Annotated in this window: 22 protein-coding genes; 9 read left to right on the top strand and 13 right to left on the bottom strand. The window is 41.7% G+C overall.

The genetic code is table 11. From position 1 onward, the window contains the following. Positions 1-3 precede the first annotated feature (3 nt). Positions 4-594 (top strand): peptide deformylase, encoded by a 591-nt coding sequence (gene def / locus F1E73_RS00765; protein ID WP_150450847.1) that lies wholly within the window; start codon positions 4-6, stop codon positions 592-594. A 58-nt stretch (positions 595-652) separates the two neighbouring features. After that, the gene (locus F1E73_RS00760) at positions 653-1084 is read left to right on the top strand and encodes a DUF5606 family protein (RefSeq protein WP_086477176.1); all 432 of its coding nucleotides are present in this window, start codon (positions 653-655) and stop codon (positions 1082-1084) included. A gap of 144 nt (positions 1085-1228) precedes the next feature. Here F1E73_RS00760 and F1E73_RS00755 read toward each other — a convergent pair whose 3' ends face one another. The 4 genes from F1E73_RS00755 to F1E73_RS00740 form a co-directional block, all read right to left on the bottom strand. Next, on the bottom strand, positions 1229-2815 hold the full coding sequence (locus F1E73_RS00755) for a beta-N-acetylhexosaminidase (RefSeq protein ID WP_150450846.1): 1587 nt from the start codon (positions 2813-2815) through the stop codon (positions 1229-1231). A 24-nt stretch (positions 2816-2839) separates the two neighbouring features. Next, positions 2840-3508, bottom strand: coding sequence for a GDSL-type esterase/lipase family protein (locus F1E73_RS00750; RefSeq protein WP_223883320.1), 669 nt, complete (start codon positions 3506-3508; stop codon positions 2840-2842). A gap of 299 nt (positions 3509-3807) precedes the next feature. Beyond that, complete coding sequence (locus F1E73_RS00745) at positions 3808-5055, bottom strand: serine hydrolase domain-containing protein (RefSeq protein WP_150450845.1); 1248 nt, start codon at positions 5053-5055, stop codon at positions 3808-3810. Positions 5056-5196: 141 nt separating this feature from the next. Then, on the bottom strand, positions 5197-6105 hold the full coding sequence (locus F1E73_RS00740) for an SMP-30/gluconolactonase/LRE family protein (protein ID WP_086477180.1): 909 nt from the start codon (positions 6103-6105) through the stop codon (positions 5197-5199). A gap of 198 nt (positions 6106-6303) precedes the next feature. Here F1E73_RS00740 and mazG point away from each other — a divergent pair, with 198 nt between their 5' ends. The 4 genes from mazG to F1E73_RS00720 are packed head-to-tail and all read left to right on the top strand — an operon-like array spanning position 6304 to position 9504. Continuing rightward, on the top strand, positions 6304-7077 hold the full coding sequence (mazG, locus tag F1E73_RS00735) for a nucleoside triphosphate pyrophosphohydrolase (RefSeq protein ID WP_086477181.1): 774 nt from the start codon (positions 6304-6306) through the stop codon (positions 7075-7077). Positions 7078-7111: 34 nt separating this feature from the next. Continuing rightward, entirely contained in the window at positions 7112-8641 is a 1530-nt protein-coding gene (locus F1E73_RS00730; RefSeq protein WP_223883319.1) for an MATE family efflux transporter, read from the top strand. Between the two features lie 60 nt (positions 8642-8701). Next, entirely contained in the window at positions 8702-8929 is a 228-nt protein-coding gene (locus F1E73_RS00725; protein WP_086477182.1) for a hypothetical protein, read from the top strand. A gap of 5 nt (positions 8930-8934) precedes the next feature. Continuing rightward, a complete protein-coding gene (locus F1E73_RS00720; protein ID WP_086477183.1) occupies positions 8935-9504 on the top strand; it encodes a phosphatase PAP2 family protein in 570 nt (189 codons plus the stop codon). An 87-nt stretch (positions 9505-9591) separates the two neighbouring features. On the opposite strand, the gene F1E73_RS00715 is transcribed toward F1E73_RS00720, so the two are convergent. The 7 genes from F1E73_RS00715 to F1E73_RS00685 all read right to left on the bottom strand — a co-directional run bounded on the left by F1E73_RS00715 (position 9592) and on the right by F1E73_RS00685 (position 15904). Then, a complete protein-coding gene (locus F1E73_RS00715) occupies positions 9592-10281 on the bottom strand; it encodes a hypothetical protein (protein WP_223883318.1) in 690 nt (229 codons plus the stop codon). Further along, positions 10278-11921: an ArnT family glycosyltransferase gene (locus tag F1E73_RS00710; protein WP_176328486.1), complete on the bottom strand. Its 1644-nt coding sequence runs from the start codon at positions 11919-11921 to the stop codon at positions 10278-10280. The genes F1E73_RS00715 and F1E73_RS00710 overlap by 4 nt, the downstream gene beginning before the upstream one ends. Continuing rightward, positions 11902-12540, bottom strand: coding sequence for a lipid-A-disaccharide synthase N-terminal domain-containing protein (locus F1E73_RS00705; RefSeq protein ID WP_086477186.1), 639 nt, complete (start codon positions 12538-12540; stop codon positions 11902-11904). Before F1E73_RS00705 ends, F1E73_RS00710 begins: the two co-directional genes overlap by 20 nt. After that, positions 12541-13254, bottom strand: coding sequence for a glycosyltransferase family 2 protein (locus F1E73_RS00700; protein ID WP_150450876.1), 714 nt, complete (start codon positions 13252-13254; stop codon positions 12541-12543). Positions 13255-13363: 109 nt separating this feature from the next. Beyond that, a complete protein-coding gene (gene meaB, locus F1E73_RS00695; RefSeq protein ID WP_223883317.1) occupies positions 13364-14416 on the bottom strand; it encodes a methylmalonyl Co-A mutase-associated GTPase MeaB in 1053 nt (350 codons plus the stop codon). Further along, positions 14406-14966: a DUF2911 domain-containing protein gene (locus tag F1E73_RS00690; RefSeq protein ID WP_086477188.1), complete on the bottom strand. Its 561-nt coding sequence runs from the start codon at positions 14964-14966 to the stop codon at positions 14406-14408. Before F1E73_RS00690 ends, meaB begins: the two co-directional genes overlap by 11 nt. A gap of 29 nt (positions 14967-14995) precedes the next feature. Next, the gene (locus tag F1E73_RS00685; RefSeq protein ID WP_086477189.1) at positions 14996-15904 is read right to left on the bottom strand and encodes an aldose epimerase family protein; all 909 of its coding nucleotides are present in this window, start codon (positions 15902-15904) and stop codon (positions 14996-14998) included. Positions 15905-16051: 147 nt separating this feature from the next. Here F1E73_RS00685 and F1E73_RS00680 point away from each other — a divergent pair, with 147 nt between their 5' ends. The 3 genes from F1E73_RS00680 to F1E73_RS00670 are packed head-to-tail and all read left to right on the top strand — an operon-like array spanning position 16052 to position 18715. Further along, a complete protein-coding gene (locus tag F1E73_RS00680) occupies positions 16052-16594 on the top strand; it encodes an RNA polymerase sigma factor (RefSeq protein ID WP_150450844.1) in 543 nt (180 codons plus the stop codon). After that, positions 16578-17174 carry a hypothetical protein gene (locus F1E73_RS00675; RefSeq protein WP_086477191.1) on the top strand — a complete coding sequence of 199 codons (597 nt, stop codon included), beginning with the start codon at positions 16578-16580 and terminating at the stop codon, positions 17172-17174. Before F1E73_RS00680 ends, F1E73_RS00675 begins: the two co-directional genes overlap by 17 nt. 29 nt (positions 17175-17203) lie before the next feature. Beyond that, positions 17204-18715, top strand: a complete 1512-nt coding sequence (locus F1E73_RS00670; RefSeq protein ID WP_150450843.1) for a hypothetical protein — start codon at positions 17204-17206, stop codon at positions 18713-18715. A 25-nt stretch (positions 18716-18740) separates the two neighbouring features. On the opposite strand, the gene F1E73_RS00665 is transcribed toward F1E73_RS00670, so the two are convergent. Both F1E73_RS00665 and F1E73_RS00660 read right to left on the bottom strand, forming a co-directional pair. Beyond that, a complete protein-coding gene (locus F1E73_RS00665) occupies positions 18741-20069 on the bottom strand; it encodes a Gfo/Idh/MocA family oxidoreductase (RefSeq protein WP_086477193.1) in 1329 nt (442 codons plus the stop codon). Beyond that, positions 20070-21461 carry a 3-keto-disaccharide hydrolase gene (locus F1E73_RS00660; RefSeq protein WP_086477194.1) on the bottom strand — a complete coding sequence of 464 codons (1392 nt, stop codon included), beginning with the start codon at positions 21459-21461 and terminating at the stop codon, positions 20070-20072. Positions 21462-21537: the final 76 nt, after the last annotated feature.

The following is a 21537-nucleotide window of genomic DNA, read 5'->3' as shown; positions in this document are numbered from 1 at the left end:
AGCATGATATTACCAATAGTAGCCTACGGAGATCCCGTTTTAAGAAAAGTAGCAGCAGATATTGATCAAGATTATCCTAAATTGGAGGAATTGCTTTCCAATATGTGGGACACCATGTACAACGCTTATGGTGTTGGTTTGGCAGCACCTCAAATAGGGCTTCCAATTCGGGTTTTTATAATAGATACGACCCCTTTTTCCGAGGATGAAGATCTTTCCGAAGAAGAGCAAAAAGCATTGAATGGCTTTAAAAAGGTGTTTATCAATGCGCATATTGTGGAAGAGACCGGTGAGGAATGGAACTTTAACGAAGGATGTCTGAGTATTCCGGAAATACGGGAGGATGTCTCTAGAAAGGATACCGTAACCATCTCTTATCTGGATGCTGATTTTAAAGAGCATACGGAAACTTATGATGGATTGCTAGCCCGTGTTATTCAGCATGAGTACGATCATATTGAAGGGGTGCTGTTCACGGATAAACTATCTACCTTAAAAAAGAGGCTTTTAAAAGGTAAGTTGTCCAATATTTCCAAAGGGAAGGTGAAAGTAGATTACCGTATGCGATTCCCACAGCAAAAAAAAGCACGTTAAAACAATTTCTTATATAAACAAAAAGTGTAATATTTGCGCTTGAAATTTAAGATGTCAGATGAGTTTAAATAAAATATTATCCATTTCAGGAAAACCCGGACTTTATAAATTGTTGACACAGACTCGTTCTGGTTTTGTGGCAGAATCTTTATTGGACGGTAAGAAAGTGACCGTTAGTTTTAAGAACAACGTCAGTGTCCTTTCCGAAATCGCTATCTACACCCTAGAGGAAGAAGTTCCCTTAAAAGATGTATTTGAAAAGATCAAGGAAAAGGAAAACGGTGGCAAAACATCGGTTAGCCATAAGGACGCTAAAATTAAATTGGAGGAGTATCTTTTTGAGGTCTTGCCTAACTACGATGAAGATCGGGTTTATGCCAGCGATATCAAAAAAATTATCCAATGGTATAACTTGTTGCACGAGCACGGAATAACTGAGTTCGACAGTTCGGAAGAGGAAGAAGAAATTGCTTCCGAGGAAAATGAATAAATTGGATTGATTTCCACTACGATAAGTAAAAAAGCCTTCGGAATTCCGAAGGCTTTTTTACTATTATATGTTTAATCAAGATCTTTCATGCAACAGCTTCCTTTTGGGAAGCTGTTGTTTTTAAAAGTGTAATTCGCACAAGGCTTAGTTGGAATCCTTGCTTTTTTTCCAATCTATTAATTTGGAGGGGTAATACTTTACGTTCATCCGATCTAGGTAAGGCGTCTGATTGGCCAATCGCTGTTTATAGTCCTCCCAATCTCTATTTTCTTCAGTACTCCACCCTAGTTCGGCGTGGCCTATTACTCTGGGAAAGGCTAAATACTCCAATTCTTCCATATTGGTAATGGTCTCTGACCATAGTGGCGCTTCTATTCCTAAAATATTCTCTTTGCTAACGCCCTCAATATATCGTTCTGGAGTCCAGATATAAGCGGTGTCTACAGGAATATACCCCGCCCAGTGCAATCCGTACTTGGAAAGCGAGTCGTACTTCATATCAAGATATGCTTTCTTACCCGGGGAGAGGATTACTTTTAATCCTTTTTCAACCGCAAGCTTCGCATTGTCCTTATTGCTCCAGAATTGGGCTATAGCGGTGGTATCAATATCCGCATGGGCAATCTCATCCCAACCGATCATACGTTTGTTGTGTTTTTTAACAATTTTATCTACCCTAGATATAAAATAGTTGAAGTCTTCTTTCTTGGTAACCAGACTTTCATCTCCTCCCGCGTGGAAGTAGGGGCCCGGGGTCATTTCCGAAATTTCCCTAACTACATCATCTATAAAGTCGTATACAGAGTCTTTTCTGGTGTCAAAGGTGCTAAAGCCTACTTCGATGCCCGTATAGGGAGTTACTTCCTTTCCATTTCCGTTTAGGAAGGGGTAGGCCAAGGATGCCGCGTTGGTGTGTCCGGGCATGTCCACCTCAGGGATGATGGTGATGTGCTGTTTTGCGGCATAAGCCACCAAGTCTTTATATTCTTCTTGGGTATAGAATCCTCCAGGACCACCACCTACCTCGGTGCTTCCACCAATTTCGGTAAGCTTGGGCCACGATTTTATCTCAATTCGCCATCCTTGATCGTCCGTAAGATGCAAGTGTAGTGCATTGATCTTGTAATAGGCCAAAAGGTCTATATATTTTTTTACGTCTTCCACGCTAAAGAAATGCCGTGCTACATCTAACATAGCACCCCTATATTCAAAATTGGGGTAGTCAGTTATTTTTCCGGAGGGAATTAACCACAATTTATTCTTGGACAGGGTGTCATTGCTGGTCTCTGGGATCAGTTGTCTTAGGGTCTGTACGCCTCTAAAAGCTCCTTCTGCGGTGTTTGCGCTAATAACAACGGAGTCTTGAGAGATATTTAATTCGTAGGCCTCTTTGTTGGGAAGCTTGCTGTCATTTAGTTTTTGGATTAAAATGTTCCGGTTTGAGTTGGAAGTTCCATTTACCGAAAGGTCTAAGTTGGTTTGCCATTTTATTTTTTCGGCAAGGTATTGGCCCAATTCCGAAAAACCGGTTGTAGTGTAGATTCCAGTGTTTTGGTCCAAACCAAACGCGCTATGGGTGGCCTTAATTTGTAGCGGTTTGGGAATTAGATTTTCCTGGGCCAAATTGGTTTCTGGATAATGCTCAATGTCATTTTGGCCTTGCTTGCATGCTGTAAGGACTAGCAAGGAGCAGAGGAGTAAAAGAGGTTTCAATAATAGTGTTCTTCTCATAATAAGCAATTTCAAAAATTAATGTCATTTAGTGATAAAGTCGCGGTCGTCTTTCATAAACGGGGCAATTACGGAATACCAGAGGTTATACCCCTTTTCATTTAGATGCAGTCCGTCCTCAATAAAAATATCTTGTTTCAGTTGCCTACCGTCTAGCATGGCAGTCCACACATCGGCATATTGTACTCCGGTTTCCTTGTGAGCCAATTTTTGGAGACGGCGGTTCAATCTTTTATATTTTCTCTTATAGTGCCAACGGGAGATACTGGGTTTTGCGGCAATTAAGATCAGTTGTGCATGTGGGTTTTCCCTTTTAATATGAGAGATTATTTGTTGGGTGGTCGCTACGATATTTTTAATTTTTTTGCCCGAAACAATATCGTTGTCCCCTTCATATATAAAGACCTTCTTAGGATTAAATCGCAGGATGAGCTCTTGTCTATGGTGTAATAAATCAGTCGCCTGGGATCCTCCGAATCCCGTATTCACAATTTGTTGACCCGGAAACAGGTCGTTCAAGTTTTTCCACATGCGAACGCTAGAGCTTCCAGTAAAAACAATGGTTTCCTGGTTGCTATCCCAAATAGTATCGTATTTCGCCTTAAGGGCTTGTACCTCTTGGGCGAATGGGATGTTATCCTGCCCCAGTACAAGGAGGGGGAATATTAATAGGAGGTAAAATATTGGTTTCAATTGGATGAGAATTAATAAACAAATTTAAATGATTTTAGTAATAGACCAATAAATTTCGACCGAGAACGCCTAGGCTAAGATGTGGGTATTGAATCGTGGTCCTTTAAAGAAAATCCGACCATAGTTGAATGGGGTAAAGGTTGTTAAGGATTGGAGTAAAGCAATTAGGGGGCTGCCTTGTTATGCCTTCCCCTGTACCTGCTGTGCCTGAATTCTTTAATCGCCTGCGACCTTTAGGGGTCATTCGTTGGTTCTGATTTTCCTACCAAATTAGATACACTGGCCATCAATAAATTAAGTTACTCCTGTATAATGGCCTGATAGACCAGCTGTCGCATTTTTTCACCATAATAATTATTGTAGGGCTGTAATTGGGTCATTAAGATAACTACCATCTCTTCTTTGGGGTCAATAAAAAAATAGGTGCTATAGGCGCCGCTCCAATAATACTGCCCTACAGACCCCAAGCTTTTACTCTCCGCTAAATTGGTGGTAACCCCAAAACCAAGTCCAAAACCCTGTCCTGGAGCTTCATATAAGTCGCCAACATGATTCATGGTCATGATCTCCACAGTTTTTGGGCTTAGAAAATGTCTGCCCTTATAGGTTCCTTGGTTGAGTAACATTTGGCAGAATTTCATATAATCTGCAGCAGTGGAGAAAAGGCCGTGTGTGCCTCCATAGATGGTATTGCCTTCAATGGGTAATTGGTTGGGAGAATTTATAAGAGTCCCATCTTTGTCAATCTGATGTACCGGCACCCATCTATTGCTTTTATCTTTAGGAATGTTATATCCAGTGTCTTTCATGCCTAAGGGGGTGAAAAGACGATTTTTTAGGAATTCTGAAACATTTAATCCGCTAAAGTGTTCTATAAGCAAGGCTAATACATCTGGCGAGGCACTGTAGTACCATTGTTCTCCAGGTTGCCCTACCAAGGGTAGACTGGCCAGGGTGTTTACCCTGCTTTCTATGTTGTTATGTGGTTCTGAATATAACGCTTTTGCATAGTCATTGTCTAATTTTGTTCCCCCCAATCCATGTGAAAAACCTGCTGTATGGGTCAATAGGTGGTTAATGGTAATTTCCTTATTGGCCGGAACGGTTTCCCCTTGGGCACCCTGATCTACGTTTTTAGCCACGCGGACATTTTTAAATTGAGGTAGGTACTTGGAAACTGGATCGGTCAATGAAAAATGCCCTTCCTCATATAACATCATAAATGCAGCGGTTACAATGGGCTTGGTCATGGACATGATGTGGAAGAGTTGATCTTGTTCCATGGGTTTCTTTTCATTCTTGCTGCTATATCCATAGGCGGACTTATGGACAACCTCTCCTTTTCTCATGATATAAGAAACTGCCCCTGGAATTCTTCCATCCGCTATCTCCTTTTGTAGAAATTGATCATACCTCGCTAATCGATCCTTATCAACACCCGCTACAACGGAACTGGGAGTTAGCTGTATATCGGCTTGTCCATAGGTTAAACTACCAAAAAGCAATAGGAAACTTAGGAGAGTAAATAGGCGGGTGGTGATTTTCATAGTTGTGGATGTTAGGTGTTTTAAAGATAAGGCTAAATATTTTAACCCATAATTGCAGGTTCATTATTTTGGTGGGGCCTAGTAAACTACCTAAAACGAACTATCCTAAAATCACTCCCTAAAAATGGGCACTAGGTTGTGCTACCGAACGCCCTTTACATTCATCTCCAAGGTGTATACCGAGTTCATCGCCGTTATAAATAAGGTTTTTTGGTCCTTTCCGCCAAAAGTGACATTGGCCGTCCAACCCTGATCGATGGGGATATGCAGTATCTTTTCTCCCTTTTTGTTGAAAACGGTTACCCCATTTCCGGTAAGGTATACATTGCCTTGTTCGTCCAAGGTCATACCGTCCGAGCCCATATTGGTGAACAAAGTTTTATTGCCTAGGCTTCCATCAGAATTTATGGAATAGGAATAGGTTTTCTTATCCCCAATATCGGCTACATAGAGAAGCTTGCCATCGGCACTTCCAATAATTCCGTTGGGCTGCACCAAGTCATTGGCAACCACGGAAACCTCCTTTTTATCAGGAGATAAATAATAGACCTGCTGTTTCTCTAATTCCATTGCCGTTCTTGTCCAGTAATCGCGTTGATAATAGGGATCCGTAAAATAGATGCCTCCTTTTTGGTCTACCCAAAGATCATTGGGGCCATTTAGCTTTTTTCCCTCAAAATCGCCTATCAATACTTCTATGTTTTTATTAGGGTCTATGGCCCATAATTGATTTTTTTCATCGGCACAGGCTAGGAGATTGCCCTCGTTATCAAAGTAAAGACCGTTAGATCTTCCCGAAGGCTCCAGATAGACGGAAACCCTATTCTCCGCGGCAGACCATTTTAGAATTCGATCGTTGGGCTGATCGGTAAAGTACACATCCCCGTTGGGAGCCATTGCTGGGCCTTCCGTAAATGTAAAGGAGTCGGCCACCACTTCAAGTTCGGCATCCTTAGCTATTAGGGAGGTTTGCTGTGCGCTACAGGAAAAATTAGTAATTACTAAGAAACCGAAAAGGAACTTCAAAAATAGAGTGCGTATTGTTGTCATAGGAAGAATGAAAATAATAGTAAGGAATAATCAGGTTGTTGTTATGTTCCAATGGATGCCATAAAGAGGCTAGGTTCATCAGAAACTATGTATTGGCATATCGTTTATAGTTAAAGGACTAAAGTTAGCCAAAAAACTCGGGATAGGGGAAGTCACAAACCGGGCGGAGTTTGTATTTTTGTGCAAAACCTATTTTATATGAATTCCAGGGAATCCCAATTACAGGCCTTTGATCGATTGTTGACCATTATGGACGAGTTGCGTTCACAATGCCCATGGGATAAAAAGCAGACCATGCAAAGCCTTAGGCATCTCACCATAGAGGAAACCTACGAATTGGGCGATGCTATCTTGGACAATGACCTAGAGGAGGTGAAAAAAGAATTGGGCGATGTACTGTTGCATATTGTTTTCTATGCTAAGATTGGTAGCGAGACCCAAGATTTTGATATTGCTGACGTAGCCAATGATATTTGTGATAAATTGATTACAAGACACCCACACATCTATGGGGATGTAGAGGTGGCCGATGAGGAAGAGGTGAAACGGAACTGGGAGCGTATAAAATTAAAGGAAGGGAAGAAAAGTGTGTTGGAAGGAGTGCCTAGGGGGTTACCGGCCCTAGTGAAGGCCAACCGTATACAGGATAAAGTAGCCGGCGTTGGTTTCGATTGGGAAAAACCGGAACAAGTGTGGGAGAAGGTAAAGGAGGAGTTAAAAGAATTTGAATCCGAAGTGGTCAAGAATGATGCAGATGCCATGGAAGCCGAATTTGGGGATGTACTTTTCTCTTTGGTAAACTATGCCCGATTTTTAAAAATAAACCCGGAAAATGCACTGGAAAGGACTAATAAAAAGTTTATAAAACGATTTCAGTACCTAGAAGATAAGGCCAAGGAACAAGGGAAATCCTTGAAGGATATGACCCTGAATGAAATGGATGTTTTTTGGGAAGAAGCCAAAACGGTCTAATGATTCCATCATAAGCCCAGCTTCTTAAATTATATTGACTCCATTACTAGCTAGGAACCCAATAGGGCTGTATAAAATTACTAAGGGGTGCAAACGTATTATTGATATTGCGAAGTACTGGAAAAAAGAAGCGGATGCCTTATCTTTATCGCCTTTAAGAAAACACGGTTTGTTACAAAAATATACAAAAGAATTTCGGTACAACCTCACCTTGTCCTTTCCTGTAATCTTGGGAATGTTGGGGCATACTTTTGTCCAATTTGCCGATAATATTATGGTGGGACAATTGGGGACGGCAGAACTTGCTGCAGTTTCCTTGGGCAATAGTTTTGTTTTTATTGCCATGTCTTTTGGGATTGGATTCTCCACCGCCATTACTCCTTTGGTGGCAGAGGCCGATGGAGCAAAAAATATAGGTGATGGAAAAAGCGCCTTAAAACATGGCCTGGTGTTATGTACCCTAATAGGGCTGTTTTTGTTTGGGGTTATTCTGATGGGGAAACCACTCATGTATATGATGAAACAGCCAGACGAGGTGGTAGCATTGGCTATGCCTTATCTAGATTTGGTAGCATTCTCTTTAATTCCCTTAATTATTTTTCAGGCCCTTAAACAGTTCTCCGAAGGCTTGTCCCAAACTACCTATCCCATGTACGCCACTGTAATTGCCAATGTGGTGAATATAACACTTAACTACCTCTTGATATTTGGGTCTTTGGGTTTTCCAAAATTGGGGATTGTAGGTGCGGCCGTGGGTACCCTAATCTCCAGAGTGGTTATGGTAATCTTCCTATGGCAGCTAATTAAAAGGAAAAAGAAATTTAAGGCCTACGTAACAGGTATCAATTTTAGGAAGATTGAGCGAAAAGTCATGAGAAAGATCGTCGATTTAGGTTTTCCTTCGGCACTACAAATGTTTTTTGAGGTGGCTATTTTTACCGCTGCAGTTTGGTTAAGTGGAGTCTTGGGTAAAAACGCACAAGCTGCCAACCAAATTGCGCTTAACTTAAGCAGTATGACCTTTATGGTGGGAATGGGACTTGGTGTAGCTGCTATGGTACGCGTAGGAAATCAAAAGGGGATTGGATCTTTTAAGGATTTAAGACGCATTGCCCTATCTATATTTTTGCTCACCTTTTTGTTGGAGGTAGTCTTCGCTATTTCATTTATCGTTTTAAAAGATTGGCTGCCTACGATTTATTTGGATTTGGGGGATATGGAGAATTTAATGGATAATACGGAAGTTGTTATTCTGGCTGCTCAACTCCTCTTTGTAGCTGCATTTTTTCAAATTTCGGATGGGGTGCAAGTCGTTGTTTTAGGGGCCTTGCGAGGATTGCAAGATGTTAAAGTACCTACAATGATTACTTTTGTGGCTTATTGGTTAATTGGTTTCCCCATAAGTTTTTACCTGGGCATTTATACCTCCTATGGGAGTATGGGAATATGGATAGGGTTGTTGGCCGGACTCACCGCATCGGCTATAATGTTGTACATTCGATTTAATTATTTGACCCAAAAATTGATTCGGACCCAGGATGTTTCGGTCCTAGATAACGGATAAAAAAACAAGAGTCCCTCTAGGTTCGTGGAGGGAATAATAAATTATAAATTAAAACTGCTTATGGAATTTCCAAAATTTTTACTAGGTGATAATACCGATTATCCCACTGCTATATTTATAGTACATACAGAATACCCTCGATTCATCATCAACCTAGAAAATGATGAGGTGGAGTGGTTAGAAGATTTTGATAGGGAAGACGAAAAGGAGTTGGAAGAGGAGGCTGGCAAACTCATTGAAGCTGCTACTGCATTTTACGATAGGGAAATTTCTAGATACGAAGAATAGATAGGATGTTGGAAGAATTAGTGCGGTTAGACAAGGAGTTATTTCTGTTCCTTAATCATTTAGGGAACCCTTCTTGGGACGGATTTTGGCTATTTATTACCGATAAGTGGAGTGCAATACCTCTCTATTTGTTGTTGGCAATTATTACTTACAGGGTATTTGGGCTAAAACAATTACTTCTGGTATTGGGTAGTATGGCATTATTAATACTGGCTACGGATCAATTGGCCAATTTTTTTAAGTACGGGGTTCAGCGATTTCGTCCTTGTTATGATTTGGAAATTGGAGAATCTGTACGTCTGGTAAAAGCTTCTTGCGGAGGGAAATTTGGATATTTTTCTGCGCACGCCGGAAACTCCTTTGCGGTAGCCACTTTCTTCACCTTATTATTGGGTGCCAAGTTGCGGGCATTGGGAGTCTTTTTAGTAGTGTGGGCCATGGTTGTGGCTTATAGTAGGATCTATATAGGGGTCCATTTCCCATTAGATATCCTTACGGGAGCGCTAGTGGGTTCTGGTATGGCCAGTATTTTCTATCAGCTGTTTATAAGGGTAAGGGACCGCTATAATATTTAAACAGGGCTCGCAAGTTTTCTTAATTGCGAGCCCTGTTTAAGGGTTATAAGCTGTGTGTTAATTGCAGCAGTTATCTTAAAGGAGAGACTAGGTATCGATCTCCGTTTCCTTCTTTTGAAATATCCACGCGTTTAGAGGGCCAAGGAAGATAGCAAAGAATACTAGGCCAAAGGCAAATTCATATACTTCCCAAGTGCGGTCTGCGGAGTTTAAGGCAACAAAGGCAGTAGCAACTAAAAAAGCTATGGTATGATGCCATTTTACAATGGGAACCGCAAAACTATCCGCTAAATTCTTAAACCACTTTTGCTTTCTGTAAAGTATAGGGGATACTATAAGGTAGAGGAACATTACCACAAACAACAGTTGGCTAAAAATGAGTTTGTTGATTTTCTTTTCGCCTACCACCAAGTTGTGTAGGTTGGTTTCCCCCTGGGCGTTATTCTTTAAGAAGAACTCACTGGACTCTACTTCAAAAATTCGTTGGCCCCAAGAGATTTCTTCTCCAGCTCCAAAGAAAAAGAGAATTACAAAGAGGATAGTGCCTACCTTCCACAGCGATTTTTTAAATTTCCAGAGAGTAATCAGGTGATACAGGGACAAAACTGATATCCCTAAAAGCATAATGGCGGTGGCCCATTCCACCGGTCCGTCTTCTTGTGCAAAGCGGGTATTAAAGTATTCTTCATCCGTTAGGCCTATTGCCAGCCCTGAAAGAAGGGTAAGAAGTAATACTGCATAGGCTACTTTTTCAAATTTTGACAACTGCTTCATCATTGTTTTTTAACTATATAGAAATTGTTTACCAATCTGTTTTTATGGTTCCTGCTACCTGGAGATGCATTTGTATTTAAATCGTACATTTCTTGGTGGGTAACCGTATATCCGGCACCAAAGATACGTTTAAATTCAGATTCATTTACCTGCGCAACAACTACGCCAAATACCTTTTCTTTGGGAATCGGTTGTTCTGTTGTCATTTTTAAATCGGGCAAACTACTACCGTAGTCCCAGATCATTTCGGGGGATATTTCCCCAAAACTATAAATGGGCATTCCCTTTTCTAACATGCGGTTCTTTAATTGGGATATGGAATGATAGTCCGTATTTTTTTCCATGGCAGCAGCTAATGGCATGGCCAACAGTTTTATCGTGGCAATAAGTCCTATAGACAATAGAAAGCAGGAGAACCACTGCTGTTTTTTAAGATATATCAAAACAAATAGGCCAATTGCCACAAGGGCTAGGGAAGAGGCGATATAATAGCCCCAAAGTCCCGCTAAGTTATTCCCTAAGGCAATGTATGCTACTACAGGGAACGCGAGGCCTATGAGGCCCACGATTCCAAAATGCAGGTAAAGTGGTAGCCGTTCTTTGCTGCCTAAGTCTTTATTTTTGTTCCTAAACAAATAGGAAAGGTAGATTCCAATATTTAGGGCCAAGGGAATTAAAACTGGAACGAGGTAGCGCGACTTCTTTTCGGGAACGATGGATAATAGGAGCACGGAAAAAATGGTCCAGAAAAATGTAAGCTGATAAACCTTTTTGTTTTCAGCCCGTTTTATGAGGTAGGGGTAACATAGACTTACTAGCGCAGGAATGGTCCACAGTCCGCTTTGTACAAAAAAGCTCCAATAGTAATAGAAGGGTCTTACGTTATAACTAGACCAATTGGCGGTTTCTTTTTTGGTGATGGCTAGGAAGGCTTCTGGATCGGCTAGGCGCACATAGATAAACCACCACAATCCCAAGACTAGAGCAATAAGTGTAGTGATAAGTACTGGGTACATCTTTTTGTCGCGTCCAAAACCTTTAAATCCTTGGACCCTCCCATAGGCCAATAAAAATGGCAATAATAATGCGTAAAAAGAAATAGGTCCCTTACTCATTATAGAGAGTCCAATAAATACGCCTGCTAAGGCAGCATTTTTCCATGCGTAGGAAGGTTGGGAAAATAATTGAAAAAGGAAATAAATTCCTACCATCATAAACCCATGGGTGTAAATGTCCCAGGGGGCTTCTAAAGTTATTCCAATGATGTAAAAGGAGGTGAGTAGCACTAAAGCGCTAAGCAGGGCATACAAGGTATTGTCCATTAGCTTAAGGGCCAGCTTATATGTGGAAAAACCTAAAAGAATGGCCATGAGCATGGCCGGGAAGCGAAGCACAGCCACATTATCCAATCCAAAAAGCCATCCGAAAATAGCGGTGAACCAAGTGGGCAAGGGCGGTTTTTCGTACCGGGGAAGTTCATTCATGGTAGTTAATAGCCAATTGCCGTCCAGAACCATTTCCCTAGCCGTTATAAAATTCCTAGCTTCCATTATGGTTACGGGCATTACCCCTAAATGAAAAAGAAAGATGGCCGCTCCGGATACAAGAAGGACCAAAATGGGGTTATTTTTTATCCACTTCATGTTTTTCATTTTTTAGGATAATCAAATTTCTTACATAAACCACCAATCCTAGACTGTGACCCACAAAGAGAACGGGGTCCTTCCTAAATATTGCATAGGTGAGGATTAAAGAGGCTCCTATTAAACTGAGTAACCAAAATCCGAAGGGAAGACTGGAAACCTTCTTTTTTTCCGAATACAACCATTGGTATACAAATCTAAAGGTGAATATTAGTTGTGCTATAGATCCCAAAAGGAGTAACCACAAGGGGATTTTTTCGTTGTTAAAAAAACTGTCTAAGTCGTAGGTACTATTGTTATAGCCATAGACCGTAATAATTATCGGAAAAATGTATAGAAAGATCCGGAGGAACTTTGGCAGTTTACGCCAATCGCCCTGCATTTGCATATTTCGGATATAGACGAAATAGGTAATGGCCTGTCCCAACATGATGGCAAAATCTTCGCGTAGCCATCCGTAAACGAACAGTAAAAACGAGGCCAAAAGACTTAGTTGCCAAAATAGCCTGGGGGTAAGTACCTTTTTGTTTTTTTCTGAGATGATCCATTGGACCAGCATTCTACTGGAAAAAAGAATCTGGGCTAGAAAGCCAATTGCGTATACAATCCAGTCTGCCATTTAGCCTTTTTTCTCTATCTGGTAGTTAATGTATTTTTTCTTCATCCATAAATAGGCAAAGCAATCCATCAAGGGACCAAAAAGTCGGTTCCACAATCCAAATTTAGCCGTCCCGGCCATCCTTGGAAAATGACGAATGGGAATTTGTATGATAGCGCCTTGTTGTAGAAGGATCATGGCAGGTAGAAAACGGTGTAGGCCGTTAAACATGGGTATTCTCTTGGCATAATCCGTTTTTATCACCTTTAAGGGGCAACCGGTATCGTCCATTCCGTCTTTAGTAAAGGCACGCCTAATACCATTTGCAATGAGGGAGGAGGCATTTTTCACCAAGGAATCCTTTCTGTTTTCCCTAACTCCAGTGACCAGGTCGTAAGGGCCTATATGCTGTAAAAGCAAGTTGAAATCTTCCGGGGAAGTTTGTAAGTCCGAATCAATATATCCTAGTAAGGGAGTGTCTACATAATCGAAGCCAGCCTTTATGGCCGCACTTAATCCGCGGTTCTCTGCAAATTTTAAATAATTAAAATCGCTGTTGCGTTGACAGATAGCTTCAATAACTTCCTGACTTCCGTCTTTGGACCCATCGTTAACGAAAAGTATCTTGGCCTTTTTTGTGCAGATGGTTAGGTATTCGGAAAGTTCTTTTTCAACACGTTCCAGATTGTCTTCTTCGTTGTATACTGGTACGATTATCGTGAATTCATAAGTCATTAGTACTGGGCTATGTTCAACTGGGTCCATAATATGGGGTCAAAGATAATAACTTTGGAAAGCTATATACTATGAATCACTTTCCTTCTTTTATTTAAATTCTGAGGAACTATTTTTCCTTGAAGAGGACCATTAGTCTTTCTGCTGCTGCGAAGGGCGATAATTTTCCTTGGACTACCTCTTGGGTCATATCTTCTAAGTGAGCCCTTATCTTTTTATCCTGATAAAATTCCTGTTTTAGTAGGTCGTCAATAGTCTGTAATAGCCAGTATTTGTTCTGTTCTTTTCTATTTTCCTGGAAGGTTCCCTTGCGCTTATTATCCGCTACATAGATTTTGATCTGCTCCCAAATTTCTGAAATTCCTGTGTGTTCCGTAGCAGAACAGCTAAGGACTTTGGTGATCCATCCATTTTTTTTTGGAGGATAGAGGTGTAAGGCCCTGGAAAATTCCACTTTAGCCTGTTTTGCTTGCTTTAGGTTTTCTCCATCTGCCTTATTGATTACAATTAGGTCGGCCATTTCCATAATCCCGCGTTTTATACCTTGTAACTCGTCTCCGGCACCAGCAAGTTTTAGCAATAAAAAGAAGTCCACCATGCCGTGCACAGCCGTTTCACTTTGTCCTACCCCTACGGTTTCTACTAAAATTATATCGTACCCTGCTGCTTCGCACAATACTATGCTTTCCCTTGTCTTACGGGTTACTCCGCCCAATGAGCTTCCGGCAGGGGAGGGGCGTATAAAAGCATTGGGATCCCTGACCAATTCTTGCATACGGGTTTTATCCCCCAGAATACTACCCTTACTTATGGTGCTAGTAGGGTCTATCGCTAGTACGGCAACCTTTTTTCCCAATTTAGTAAGGGTGCTCCCAAAGGCTTCTATAAAAGTGCTTTTTCCCACCCCAGGAACTCCAGTGATGCCAATACGGACGCTTTGGCCGCTAAGGGGCAAACAATGGTCGATAATCTCTTGGGCTTGGGAACGGTGGTTCTCATTGCTGCTCTCTATCAAGGTTATGGCCCTGGATAAGGCCGCGATATCCCCATCAGCGATGCCAGAAATCAATGCTGAGGTAGAAGGATTTCTTTTTCTAAAAGATTTAATTTTAGAAATATTACTTTTTTTAAAATGTTCGTCGGTATTCAATTTAATGTTCAATTGGTACGCTTACTTTAGTTTTGTCCCATGAAAGGCTTAGATATACTTTGTCTCCCTCATCAAAATGGATGGTAAAACTTTCTTCCGGCTTGGGAAGTTCCTTTACGGGGACCGTAACCTCCACAACATCCCAATCTGAATCCCTAGTGGTTTCCTTGCCTCCACTTAGGATGGTTACTCCCCAATCTGGCACCTCACTATTAAAAATGATTTCCCAGCTATTCTTATTTGGACGCGTCCATAAGGAATAGGTCCCTGCAGCCAATGGCATCCCGTCAACCTTTATTTTCGTTCCGGTGGTAAAGGTGGTGGGTTCATTAGCGCCGGTTCTCCAAACCACGCCATAGGGAACCAACTCCCCAAATATGTTGCGATCTTTTTTGAAAGGACTGCTGTAATTTACGATAAGATCCATGCCGTTTTTATTATAGGTGGCTGTTCTCTCTGGACTATGCTTTTTGGTCTGTTCCCTTAAGTACGATTTTCCGCCTAGGAAAAACGCAAGCACAAGTACAGCGATTACCAATAAAATCCATTTTAGAAATTTCATGATAGTTGATTTATAGGTTATAGGTGTACCTAATTTACAAAACCAAATCTATATTCCGTTTCATTGTGGTAAGTTTCTCCCGGATTTAAAATGCTGTTGGGGAACTTTGGCTGATTGGGGGCATCGGGGTAATTCTGGGTTTCAAAGCAAATAGCTGCAAATTCGGGCGGGGTATATACCACCATGGAGGGTTGATTGGTAAGTACTTCCATGGATAGGCCCGATACCTTGGAGGATAAACGGGTGTTGAATGATGAATTTTGGTCTAGTACAAAAGGGGTGTCAAAGCGAGTCCCACCAATTTGTCGTTCTTCCAAAAAATCAAAGTCGGTCCCCGCTACGTTTAGCACCTCCCCAGTGGGCATTAGCTGTTTATCTAGTTCTATATATTGTGAACAGGGCATTTGTAAGTTATAATGGTTCATCTGAACCTGTCCGTCTAAATTAAAATAGGAGTGATTGGTTAGGTTTACTGGGGTTGCCTTATCTGTGGTTGCTTTATGGATAATATGCAGGGAACTACCTATTAGTTTATAGGTGAGGGTAACAGTAAGCTTCCCTGGATACCCCTCTTCCATATCCTCGCTAATATAGCGTAGGCTTACCGACGGGTTTTCTCCCTCTTCTACAGAATCTATGATCCAAGTTTTTTTGCCAAAGCCCTCTTTTCCGCCATGGAGGTGTACCCCATCGATATTGTATAGGGGATAGTTGGTTCCATCAATTTGAAAGCTGCTATTTGAGATTCTTCCCGCGTAGCGACCTATACATGCCCCTAGGGATTTATTGTCCGTTAGATAACGCGCCGGTTCCTCAAAACCAACCACAACATTGAGGTCTTTTCCATCTTTATCTTTTAGGATTAACTTTTGAATGATAGCCCCGTAATCCAATACGCTAAGGCTAATAAAACTGTTTTTTATCGTAACTTGATTCAAGGTGTATCTTTTTTAAACCATAAAAGTACTCTTTTTTGCAACACATGAATTATTCCATCGTCCTTAAAGCAAGGACAAACAGTTTAGGAATCCCAAGTTGCTTAAAAATATAACCGATAACCATAACCAAGTAATGAAACCGGGCTAATGTTTCAGATTGATCTTGTAGAAAAATGTAAGCGCAACGATCGTAGGGCGCAATTAAAACTTTACCGGCAATATTGCCAAGGAATGTACTGTGTTGCCATGCGATATTTGAAAAATGCGGACGATGCCGAGGACGTTCTACAGGAAGCCTTCATTAAGGCTTTTCAAAAAATTGACCAATATAAAGGGGAGGTAAGCTTTGGCGCCTGGTTGAAAAAGATAGTGATTAATAAATGCATCGATTTTCTAAAGGCCAAGGAACTAAAGGTGGTAGAATTAAAGGAGGGGTATATGCAGGTGGCGGTGAATGATGATTGGACGGTGAGCGATGATGTAACTTATCAAGAAGTACTCCTTGCGATGGATAACTTAACGGAAAAATATAGAAGTGTAATTCAATTGTTTTTGTTGGAAGGTTACGATCATCAAGAAATTTCAGAAATATTGAACATAAGTTCCACTGCGTGCAGAACTAGGTTATTAAGGGGGAAGGGACAATTAAAGCTGTTATTAAAATCAAATAAATATGTCACAGGATCTTAGAGAAATGTTTAGGGATAAAGGTCGGGGAGGCGAGTTTTACATGAGGCCGGGCCATGAAAAACGTTTTATAGAACGCTTGGATAAAGAGTTGCCCAATCCGCAACGAGCGGCTTTTCCCTGGGTGAAACTGGCGGCGGTTATGATGCTCCTGATAAGTCTGGGGGCGTATATATTGCTGAATATGCAACAGAATGATAGCATTAATTCCACCGTAGTAGATAGTAAGAAGGTAGTGCCGCAAGAGGCCGGGATTTCTTTGGGAGACCTATCCCCAGACTTGAAGAAAGTTGAGAATTATTATATGGCCCATATTAGTTTGGAATTATCCCGCTTGGAAATATCGGAACGCAATGAAGTTTTAATCGATAGCTATATGGAACGTTTGGAAGAGTTAAATAGTGCCTATAATAGCCTAACCAAGGAATTGAATGAGGTGGGGCCCAATGACCAGACCATTACGGCCCTAATTAAAAATTTACAGCTGCGGTTGCAATTGTTGCACAAGCTCCAAGATAAATTAAAGGAGTTGAAGACTCAAAACAAAGGATCCAACGCTGCTAATGCCCAACTAAGTACCTAAGAGAAAGTAAACGCTAAAAATAAATTGAGATGAAACACAGGAATATAAGGATGCTAGTAATTGCCACCATTCTAACAATGGTTGTATTTCCCAGCTGCTACGCTCAGAAAAAAACAAAGACCTTCCAAGAGAATTTTAATGTAGGAAAGGAAACCGTTTTGGAGATAAATACGAGCTACAGCGATTTGGAGTTTGAAACCTGGAATAGGAATCAAGTGGCTATTGTGGCCATAGTGGAAATTGAAGGTGCTACCGAGGAAGAGGCAACGACAATTTTTAGTGGCGCTCCCATTAAAATCATGGGAAATAGCAAGAAGATAGAAATAAGTACGGGTTCTCAATATCGTTCCCAATTTCCTTTTACTCCAGATGGCTTTAGAGAGATACACGGGGATGTGCTGAGTGATTTGGAGGGGATGAGGCATGAAATTGAAATGGAGGTCCTGCCTAAGCTTCCCGAAGTACCGGAGCTACCAGAACTTCCGGAGATTATGGAGATTCCCCCATTACCGCCAATAAATATGCAGCCGTTTGACTACGAGGCATATAAAAAAGATGGTGCGGCCTATATGAAGGAATGGAAAAAGGAGTTTGACAAAAGTTTTAGCCAGGAGTATCAAGATAGTATGGAGGAGTGGAGCGCGCGCATGGAAATTAGGCGAGAGAAATTAAGGGAAAGACATCGAGAAAGGACTGAGGAGCAACGGGAAGCAATGGAGGAGCGTAGGGAAAAAATGGAGGAGGCACGTAAAAATAGAATGGAAGCCATGGAAGCGTCGCGTAAGGAACTTAGGGAAGAATTAGCGGTAAGGAGAAATGAATTGAGGGAAAGTGTGCACGGGAGAGTTATGGAAATGGAACGGGAATCGCCAAGCCAAAAGCACCGGCACGGGCCTAATGTTTTTTACTTCTCCGAGAAGGGTAGCCATAGGAATTATAAAATTAAAATATCGATTAAAATCAAGCTGCCCAAAAACATGAAAATTAAAATGAATGTGAGGCATGGGGAGGTCAAATTGGCTGAGAGCGGAAATAATATAGAAGCTACTTTGTCGTACGCCTCCCTATGGGCCAATGATATAGCTGGAGACCAAACCTCGATCAAGGCTTTTTATTCTCCGCTTAGCGTGGAAAGATGGAATGAAGGCAGATTAAGGGCCGATTATTCCGAAAAGGTAACCATAAAAGAAGTTGGTAAGCTTAGTTTAAGTGCTACCTTTTCGGATATAACGATCGAATCCCTCTTGTCTGAGGCTACTATTAAAAACGATTTTGGTCCTTTGGATATCCAAAGGGTTTCCAAAGATTTGAAAAGCCTAGACATTAAGCTGCAAAATGCCGAACTGCGTTGTAAATTGCCTTCTTCCCCCTATACTATATCGGTTACTGGAACCCACTCTGAGGTTGTCCTTCCAAAAGGCCTTAGTCTGCAAAAAGTAATAAACGGCCCTAGTACCTCATATACGGGGTATAAGGACAAAAAAAACAGTGGCACCTCCATTAGTGTCAACTCACATTTCAGCGAAGTTGCCCTGCACTAAAGGAAATTGGCTTGCCTTAAGTTTATTATAGCTTGGGCTCCCAACCGGGCTCGTACTCCCTTTTCCAATGGGACATGGCCTCGGGGTCGTTTTTCACCCTTCCCGTTGTTCGATCTATATGAATGGTTCTCCCCATGTCCTGGGCTATATTTCCGAGATGACAGGTCATAGTAGATATACTGGCGTCTGTAATAGGAGCGTTTTGAGCCGTATCCTTCCGTATGGCATCAAAGAAGTTTAGAACGTGATTACCGTCCAATCCCCCCATTCCCTGGGTATCCGTGGTGGCACTTTTTACCCCTTCTTCCACTCGTTTGATTAAGCTCCCATCCAGATTATATAGTTCATAGCCGTTTCTGGAAAGGGTAATGGTTCCCTTGCTGCCGTAGATAGTGGCGCCTCTTCCAGGTTGATCTGGTTTTATAAGCCCACGACTATGACCAGTCCAAGTGATAAATTTATTAGCGCCATAGGTGAAAGTCACCTGTTGGTTGTCCACAAATTCCCAGTCGTCCTGATACGTAAATTTTCCGCCAAAGGAAGTTACGCTATCAGGGAGGTCTACCCCAAGTGCCCATCGACACACGTCTATCTCATGGGTTCCATTGTTGTGCACTTCTCCAGTGCCCCATGCCCTAAACCAATGCCAATTATAAGGATGTATATTGTCCCGGAAATTTTCCCTTGGCGCCGGACCCTGCCATAGATCCCAGTCTAGGCTGCTGGGAACGTCTACCTTATTTCCAGTACCTATAGATCCTCTATTATTGGAATAGTAGGCCTCCCCTTTATAGACGTCACCTATAATTCCTTCTCTAATCTCCTTTACGGCCAAAATAGAACTCTGGGCAGACCGTTGTTGGTTGCCCATTTGTACCTTTTTACCATATCGTTTTTGCGCGGCAACCAATAATTCATTTTCATGTGGATTATGGCTACAAGGTTTTTCTACATACACGTGTTTTCCGGCCTGTAGGGCCATAATAGCCATGGGGGCATGCCAATGTTCTGGGGTGGCAATAAAAACCGCATCCACCTTTTTATCCTCTAGAATTTTTCTAAAATCTTTTTCCACCTTCGGGATATACCCAATATTGGTCTCGCACCAAGCATTGTGTTCGGTTAGGATGGTTTCGTCTACATCACAGTTGTATAATACTTTTGCATTGGCATCTTGGTGTACGGCCTTAATAAGTGCCTTAGCCCTGCTTCTAACGCCAAAGACGGCTACATTGATGCGGTCGTTTGCTCCTAATATGTTCCCGTATCCCATTTGAGGCAGCACCAAGCCGCCCAAGGTAAGTGCTGCACTTCCTGCTGCAGTCTTTTTAATAAAGTGTCTCCTGCTGCTCATTTACTCTTTATTTTTTATTTGTTTAATTTTTATGTTTTTAAAGGATACGCGATCCCCATGGTCTTGAAGAAGGATATGTCCTTGGTCGCTTTCCCCAAAATTGGGCCATTTAACATATTTACTATTAGCCACTAATTTGCGGAAGGCCGGACTTTTTCGTTCGTACGCTAATACTTTGGTGCCATTTAACCAATGCTCTACATGGTTGTTTATGGATTTTATGTGGGCAGTGTTCCATTCTCCTATGGGACGTATGGGTTTGTTGGGGTCTGCTTGGATAAGATCGTACAAAGAAGCAACCGTTCTGCTGCCTGGATGATTGCCCTTGTTGGCATCGGGATGGCGATCGTCATCTAAAATTTGATATTCCAACCCTATGGAAGATCCAGGTCCCTTATTAATATCCGTATCTACATAGTATTTTATGCCGCTATTGGCTCCTTCGGTAAGTTTAAAATCTACCTTCAGCTCAAAATCCCCATAAAGGGAAGTAGTAACAATATCCCCACCTGCGGCAGACTCTTCCCCTCCCGAGGAAAGTACGGTCAGTATTCCGTCTTTAATTTCCCAGCCGCTTTCTGGAAAAGCATCCAAACGCGCTCCCCGCCAGCCTTTGGTGGTTTTCCCGTCCCATAGCAATTCCCAATTGTCTTTTGCTTCAGATACGGTAAGTTGATTTTTAGTGACGATGGGCTCTAAAGGGGATTTTCGGGAATAGGTTCCCAGATCTTCCGTAAGTATGTTAATGTTTCGCCATGCGATGGTAGTTCCTTCTTGTTTGTCTTTTCCAATACTATGGACCTGTAGCGCTATAAAACCACTTGCAGTTTTGTCGTCAATTAAGTAAGCAGCAGGTGTGCCATTTATCCACGTCTTAATGGTATCTCCAATGGCCTCCACACGATAATGGTTCCACTGGTTCTGTTTAAAGGCGCTTTGTGCGGCGGGGTTATTTTCCAAGGTGTTTAGCCAGCCGCGTCTAGACTCGTCATAAATGCCTGCGCTCCATGCCCTCTTGGAGGGATCTATCTCTACTTGGTATCCGTGTACCCTACCATTTCGGTAGCTAGGTATACTATTGCTACGGATCTGAATGCCAGAATTCATGGTAGAATCGACCTTAAATTCTAATTCCAGAATAAAATCGCTATACAGCGTATCCGTTGCTAAAAAGGAATTGGGGGTGTCATGGACCGTAGTTCCAATAATGGCCCCATCTTTAATACTATAATCGGCAATGCCTCCCTTTTGGTTCCAGCCATTTAAAGAAGTCCCATCAAAAAGAGGCACCCAAGGGGTTTGGTCCTTTTTCGTATTCGAACAGGAGGTAAATAGCACGAAAGATAAAACAAGGGTAGAAAGGGAGAAGGGGTACTTAAATTTTAATCGCATGATGGTGGTTTAATAGGTGGTTATTTAGTAATGGTTTCTTAAACTCTGAAAGATATGAAAAAGGAATTAATTAAGT

This window comes from Arenibacter lacus (assembly GCF_008711145.1).
GTDB classification, from domain to species: domain Bacteria; phylum Bacteroidota; class Bacteroidia; order Flavobacteriales; family Flavobacteriaceae; genus Arenibacter; species Arenibacter amylolyticus.
This window is presented reverse-complemented; position numbering and strand designations above follow the sequence as displayed.